The organism is Sphingobium sp. CECT 9361, assembly GCF_918741285.1.
Taxonomy (GTDB): Bacteria; Pseudomonadota; Alphaproteobacteria; order Sphingomonadales; family Sphingomonadaceae; genus Sphingobium.
Genome location: NZ_CAKKNC010000030.1, coordinates 23,713 through 30,404, shown reverse-complemented (window position 1 = coordinate 30,404; position 6,692 = coordinate 23,713). Strand labels below are relative to the sequence as shown.

4 protein-coding genes and 1 pseudogene are annotated in these 6,692 nt (G+C 64.3%); 3 read left to right on the top strand and 2 right to left on the bottom strand.

Annotation, left to right across the window (positions count from 1 at the left end):
- Nucleotides 1–128: 128 nt before the first annotated feature.
- Nucleotides 129–2,903: pseudogene (locus tag LQ220_RS22455) on the bottom strand (Tn3 family transposase); the annotation flags it as partial.
- A 4-nt stretch (nucleotides 2,904–2,907) separates the two neighbouring features.
- Nucleotides 2,908–3,492, bottom strand: a complete 585-nt coding sequence (locus LQ220_RS22450) for a recombinase family protein (protein ID WP_020997492.1) — start codon at nucleotides 3,490–3,492, stop codon at nucleotides 2,908–2,910.
- 228 nt (nucleotides 3,493–3,720) lie between these two features.
- Between LQ220_RS22450 and LQ220_RS22445 the strand changes: the two genes are divergently transcribed.
- The 3 genes from LQ220_RS22445 to LQ220_RS22435 are packed head-to-tail and all read left to right on the top strand — an operon-like array spanning nucleotide 3,721 to nucleotide 6,684.
- Nucleotides 3,721–5,388 (top strand): Mu transposase C-terminal domain-containing protein, encoded by a 1,668-nt coding sequence (locus LQ220_RS22445; RefSeq protein WP_165890091.1) that lies wholly within the window; start codon nucleotides 3,721–3,723, stop codon nucleotides 5,386–5,388.
- Nucleotides 5,389–5,390: 2 nt separating this feature from the next.
- Nucleotides 5,391–6,308 carry a TniB family NTP-binding protein gene (locus LQ220_RS22440; RefSeq protein WP_021245552.1) on the top strand — a complete coding sequence of 306 codons (918 nt, stop codon included), beginning with the start codon at nucleotides 5,391–5,393 and terminating at the stop codon, nucleotides 6,306–6,308.
- Nucleotides 6,298–6,684 (top strand): TniQ family protein, encoded by a 387-nt coding sequence (locus LQ220_RS22435; RefSeq protein WP_021245551.1) that lies wholly within the window; start codon nucleotides 6,298–6,300, stop codon nucleotides 6,682–6,684. Before LQ220_RS22440 ends, LQ220_RS22435 begins: the two co-directional genes overlap by 11 nt.
- Nucleotides 6,685–6,692: the final 8 nt, after the last annotated feature.

Below are 6,692 nucleotides of genomic sequence, written 5' to 3'. Positions count from 1 at the left end.
GAGCTACAGGTGCTCGATCGAGACCGATGTTTACGAGATTGGAGGACAAGAGCGAGCCTGGTAGATCGCCATGTTCAATCTTTGTTCTTCAACATGGCCAAAATCGCAGCTTCGGGCCGACTGGGCCTATTCCAGAGGACGATAGCACCGGCGACGAGGTTGAGTGCGCTCGCTCGATGGGTCTGGGCTTGCAATGCGTGATCGCGGATACGGCCGATCCGGTGGAAAAAGATGGCGCGTTTCAGCGCATTTTCGGCCTCACCCTTGTTGAGTTCGCGGGTTGCGCGGCGCCGCTGTTCGGGCTGCTCGATCCAGTCGAGTGTAAACAGGGTGCGCTCGACGCGGCCGATCTCGCGCAGTGCCAAGGCCAGGCCATTGGCCCGTGGATAGGAGCCGAGCCGTTCCAGCATGATCGATGCACTCACGACGCCGGTGCGGATCGAGGTGCCCAAGCGCAGCACGTCGTCCCAGTGTGCGGCGATCAGGGCCTCGTCGATCCTGCCCGCGACCAGCGGCGCGATATCTGGGCCAGGTTCGATTCCGTTGAACAGGTGAAGCCGGCGCGCGGCGATGTTAGGGATGCGCGGCGCGAACCGGAATCCAAGTAGATGGCATAGCGCAAACACATGGTCGGAAACGCCCCCACCATCGACGTGATGCTCCTCAATGTGCAGATCGGCACCATGATGGAGCAGCCCGTCCAGCACCTGCGCCGCCTCGCTCGCGGATGCGGAGATGACGGTGGAATGAAACGGCGCGTAGCGATCCGAGACATGGCTGTAGAAGGAGACGGCAGGCTCCGCGCCCTTGTGCGGATTGACCGCACCGGTCGCCTGGGCACGGCGATCGAGCGGGAAGTTCTGACCATCCGAACTGGACGATGTCCCGGCCCCAAACAGGGCGGCGAGTGGCGCGGTGTGCTGGGCATCGACCAACCTGGCGAGAGCCCGACCGTAGGTTTCCTCGCGTAAATGCCACGAGGCGAGCCAGCTGAGTTGGCGTTGGGTCACGAGATTGCAGGCTTCAGCCATGCGCGTATGACCAAGATTGGTTGCATCGGCGAGCACCGCCGTGAGGATAGCGCGGGGTTCATCGGCAACCCGACCGCTTTGCAGATGCGTAAAGCACTGGCTGAATCCGGTCCATCGATCGACTTCAGCAAGGAGATCGGTGATGCGGATCGCGGGAAGATGGGCGTAAAGCGGCGCAAGGGCGCTATCCGCTTCAGCCGGCGTGACCGCCTTCAACGGCGAAATCCGCAGCTTGCCGAGGCTGAGTTGTACGTCTTCCAGCGTATCCGTCTCCGCTTTTCGCTCGACCTCTGCCAATCTACGGGCGAGCCGGGTACGCCGTTCGGCTAGCCAGGCATCGGCCGTATCAGGTGCCGGAATCGGCAAAGGGCCGGCTGCCCGCATGGTGGCGAATACCGGGCCAGGAATAAGCTGTTGCTCGACGGCACGATAGCGTCTGCTTCCCTCGACCCACATGTCGCCGGCACGAAGCCTGTCCCGAAGCTCGACCAGGACGCAAAATTCATAAACTCTGCGATCGGGAATGCCGGGGCCGATCGCGCGACGCCAGGCCTGCCGAATGAAGGCAACCGGCGTATCCGGCGGCAGTTTTTTCAGGCGACCGAGATGAAGGTCGCGCATGATAGCGACTGCTCGCGCGAGCGTATGGCAGGCCGGGACCGCTCCGAACGTGAACGAGGCGATGAACAAGGGACCGACCTGTCGGAGGACGGGGTAGTTGGTAGCGGCGATCGTAACGGGATCGACGGCATCGGGGCGGATCAGCTTGCGGGCTTCATCGACTTCACGGCCGAGATCGTCCCATCCAACTACGGCCTCGACCGCGGCGCCGATGTCGCCGCCCGACACTTTGGCAGTGAGCAGGGCATCGCCGAGCCGGGCGAGTAGCCGGATTTTACCATTGATGGTGCGCCGGTCGCGCTTGAGCGCTGTGTCTGCACCGTTCTGCTCGCGCCGAAACATCTGACCCAGCAGGCGGTCGAACATCAGCACCGCATCGTCGGTAAGCGTGACGATGGTTTCGAGTACGGTTGCCGCCAGCGTCGCACGGCGCCGCGTTGCTTGCAGCGTCCGGACATGTTGCGCCGTCAGCCGAGCCCCTTCCTGACAGAGGCGTCGCAGGCGTTCGGGATGTATGCCTGCCGCGATATCGGGATCGATCCCGATATCGCGCAGCAGAGCTAGCCGCCGGATGATGACGGCGAACGTCTTGCGACCGGGCTTGCCGGGCGGCTGCCGCACCCATCCGAGGCCGCTGAGGTTCGTGCCGGCGTGAGGCAGAAGAAGGGCGTCAAGCAGACGGCGTTGCCCAGTCTCCAGCCCTCGGGTCAGATGCTCGGCGACGTGGCGCTCGGCGTCGAGCAACGCCTGCGCAACCATCCGTTCGACCGAACTGATGCCAGGTACGATGATGCGCCGTCGTCGGCACTCGCCTAGTAGCGACCGTGCCAGCCCAGCCCCGCTGGTCGTCGTCAGCGCAATCGGCAGCAGCCATTCCTGCAACGCCGCTCGCAATGGCCGGCTGAACTGTGTGAACCCAAAGCCCTCGCGCAGCGCATCGAGCTGTTCGTACCGGGTCGGGCCGCGCGTCGCATAATCGGCCAGCACCTCGGGCGCGATCTGCAATTGCTCGGCGACGAACGCGAGCGGCGTATCGGGGATCAATTCGCCCGGGCGCAGCAAACGGCCGGGATAGCGCAGCGCGCATAGCTGGATCGCGAAACCCAGACGATTATGCGGTCGCCTGCGGCGCACGATGATAGCCAGGTCATCCTCACTCAACGTCCAGTGCTGAACGAGCGTGGTTTCATCATCGGGAAGTGCGAGCAACGCCATGCGTTGCTCGTCCGACAGCACGGCGCGACGAGGCATCGGGTTAGGCTCTAGCGGGCGGCGCCCAACCGATCCGGGCAAGAGTGCCAATCAAGGTCGAACGCGGCACCTTGAAGGTGCGACAAACGGATGCCTTGCTTGCTCCGCCATCAAGCGCGGCAGTAATCCGTTCAAGGGTCTCAGTGTCGATCATGGGAGGCCGTCCACCCTGGCGCCCTCGACGCTTTGCAGCCGCCAGTCCCGCCATCACCCGCTCGCGCGTCAGCGCGCGCTCATATTGCGCCAGCGCGCCGAACAGCGAAAATAGCAGTTCGCCGTGCGGCGTGTTCGTATCCATCTGCTCAGTCAGCGAACGGAACGCGATGCCACGCGCCTTCAGGTCAGTGACGATCGCCAGCAAATGCGGCAACGATCGCCCAAGCCGATCGAGTTTCCACACGATCAGCGTATCACCCGCACTCAAATAATCGAGGCAGTCCTTCAGGCCCGGTCGATCGTCGCGTGCTCCCGATGCCTTATCAGTATGCAAATTACGCGGATCGACACCCGCCGCGACCAGAGCGTCGCGCTGAAGATCGACAGTTTGGCGATCATCGGCCGATGACACTCGCATATATCCGACCAGCATGTACGAAAAACCCTCAAAACCACTTTGTCGTACACTACGTCAAAGCGACAGGGTTTGTCGACTATTCAGGCGCAGGATTGCCGACCAAAGTGTCAGTTTTCGAAGCCAATGTCAGCGAAAGCCGAATGAACGCTTGCTAAGCGGGGCCGGCGTTTGTCACACTCGGCGTCGCTGGTGATCGGAGTCGATGTCAGCAGCTTGCACTTCCCTCGAAGTGGAGGTCGGCAGTTGGCGGAAGCAGCTTCGGACCTGAGCCTCGTTCCCGGGCCGTCATGGCAGGAGGCAGAGCGACGTGCGGCGGTGCTTCGGCCACTGGCGGCGCTGCCGGCCTGTCCCCGCGAGCAGGCCCGCGCAGCCGCAGTCGTCTTGGGCGTGTCCGAGCGTCAGGTTTACCGCTTGCTCCGAAAATGCCGCGAGGGCGGCGGTACGGTAACCACGCTGGTCAGCAGCGGATCGGATGGCGGGCGCGGCAAGAGGCGGATCGAGGAGCGCCGCGAGGCCCTGATCCGCGATGCCGTAGCCGAACTGTACCTGACGCCGCAGCGGCTGTCGGCCGAGAAGATCGTGGTCGAGGTTCGCCGGCGCGCCCGCGACCAGCATGTGCGCCCGCCATCGGCGAGTACCGTCCGGCGCAGGATCGCGGCTTTGTCGCAGGAAGAGCGGCGTAGACGCGGTGACGTGGCTGTTCCGGAAGCGGTGCTGGGATCGACCGTGACCGCCCAGGCGCCGCTCGACGTGGTGCAGATAGACCATACGCCAGTGGACCTCATCCTGGTCGATCCGATCGAGCGCCGCCCGATCGGCCGCCCCTGGGTGACGGTCGCAATCGACGTGTTCAGCCGCTGCATCGCCGGCCTCCTCGTGACGCTGGAAGCACCGTCCGCTACCAGCGTCGGGCTGTGCCTGGCGCATGTCGCGTCGGACAAGCGGTCGTGGCTGACAGCTATCGGGGTCGATGCGGACTGGCCGGTGATGGGACGCCCCCGGCAGATCGGCGTGGACAATGCCGCCGAGTTCCACTCCGAAGCTCTGGAACGCGGCTGCGCCCAGCACGACATCACGATCGACTGGCGACCATTCGGGCGACCGCAGGTCGGTGGTGTCGTGGAACGGGTGATCGGCACGCTGATGGAGTTGGTGCATGGCCTGCCCGGCACGACCTTCTCCAACGTCATGCAGCGTGGACGCTACGACAGCGACAAGGCCGCGTGCCTGACGCTCGCCGAGCTGGAACGATGGTTGGCCGTCGCCATCGCCAAGCTCTACCATCTGCGTCCCCATGCCGGGTTGGACGGCGAAGCCCCATTACAACGCTATCAGGAAGGCGTGCGCGCCCTTGCCACCGAAGGACTGGCACCGCCGTCGCCGCGTGATCCGCGCGCGTTCCTGATCGACTTTCTGCCTGTGGTCCGGCGGACCTTGCGGCGCGACGGGGTAGTGATCGACCACATCCACTATTTTTCGGATGCGCTGAAGCCCTGGATTGAACGGGACGGACCACCCCGGCGCATACTCATCCGCCGCGATCCCCGCGACCTCAGCCGCATCTATGTCCACGACCCCGACGACGGTGGCTATCTCGAAGTCGGCTACCGTGAACTTTCCCGGCCACCCGTCTCGCTATGGGAACACCGTCTCGCCCGATCCCGCCTGCGTCGCCAACGGCAAAGTGAGATAGACGAAGGCATACTGTTCGCCGGGATCGAGGAGATGCGTGAGATCGAGGTCCAAGCGCGAACCGCGACGCGCACGACCCGGCGCAATCAGGCCCGCCGGCTTGGGCTGCGTGTCATCACCGATCCCGCCCCACGGTTGAGCGAACCTGCTTCGCCTTGGCCTGTGCGAGCGGTCGATGGCACGGCATCATCCGAGCCTTTCGATGTAGAGGAGTGGTGAGCATGATGGGCGAGCCGGATCATCTCTCGCCCGCTGCCCGCCCTATCGCCGACCTGCCATCGTCGGAGCGCCTGGCGCATATGCACGGCCAATGGTGGATCGCTCATCCCCACGCGGAAGCGGCCCTGGCGCGGCTCGACGACGCCTTCCGATTTGGGCCAGGCCGCGTCCGGCCGCCCAACCTGCTGATCGTGGGGCCGACTAATAACGGCAAGAGCATGATCGCCGAGAAGTTTCGGCGCCTGCATCCGCCGTCACCAAGTTCGTGCGGCCAGCGCGAAGTCGTGCCGGTCGTGGTGATGCAGATGCCGACCGAACCAAGCGTCCGACGCTTCTACGGTGCGATCCTGACGGCGCTCAACGCGCCAGTGTCGTTCAACCTCCCCGGCGAACGTCTCGAACGCTATGCACTCGACCTTCTGCGCGCGGTCGAGGTGCGGGTGCTGATCGTGGACGAGCTGCACAACCTGCTCGCCGGCACGCACCGTCGCCGCGCCGAATTCCTGAACATGCTCCGCTTTCTCGGCAACACGCTCCGCATCCCGATCGTCGGCCTGGGCACCAAACAGGCTCAGATCGCGGTGCGCAGCGATGACCAGCTTGAGAACCGCTTCGAGCCGATCCCGCTACCGGCATGGCAGGACGACGGTGTGTTCGCGCGCCTCCTCGCCAGTTTCGAGCGGGCGTTGCCTTTGCGCGAACGATCGGCGTTGGCGGACGCTCCTGAAATACGCAGTATGGTGCTGCGCCGATCGACCGGCCTGATCGGCGAGGTCGCGGCCTTGCTCACTGCCGCGACGGTTCATGCGCTGCTGCATGGACGCGAACGGATCGACCGCGTGATGCTTGAAGGGTGCGACTTTCGTGGGCCGGACGAACGGCGCGCCCTGTTCGAAGCGTCCTTCCCCCGTGTTCGATGAAGTCGAGCTGATGGGCGACCTACCGCGCCCGCGCTGGCCGCTGCATCCGCAACCGCGTCCGTTGGAGAGGCTGGACACTTACGTCCGCAGACTGGCCGACACCTACGGCATGGGTGTAGCGACCTTCTGTCGATATGGCCTTGGCTGCAATGTCGGCGATCTTGACCGCTGCGCGGACGATCCGCCCCAAGCCTTGCTGGAACGCCTGTCGAGCGGCACCGGTCAGTCGATCCGCCGGCTCCGCAACATGACCGACGCCCGTTGCCATGCTCGAACCAAGGTGGCGGCGCGCTGGGTAATCCGCTGCGATCCAGAAATCGTCCACAAAATGCGGTTCAGATTTTCTGGACACGGCGGGTTTGTGGACAGTATTTAGAGACGGTC

Bases quoted from the DNA above. Each gene is read 5' to 3' on its own strand.
- LQ220_RS22440 (WP_021245552.1), top strand. From the start codon at position 5,391: ATGATGGGCGAGCCGGATCATCTCTCGCCCGCTGCCCGCCCTATCGCC.
- LQ220_RS22450 (WP_020997492.1), bottom strand. From the start codon at position 3,492: ATGCTGGTCGGATATATGCGAGTGTCATCGGCCGATGATCGCCAAACT.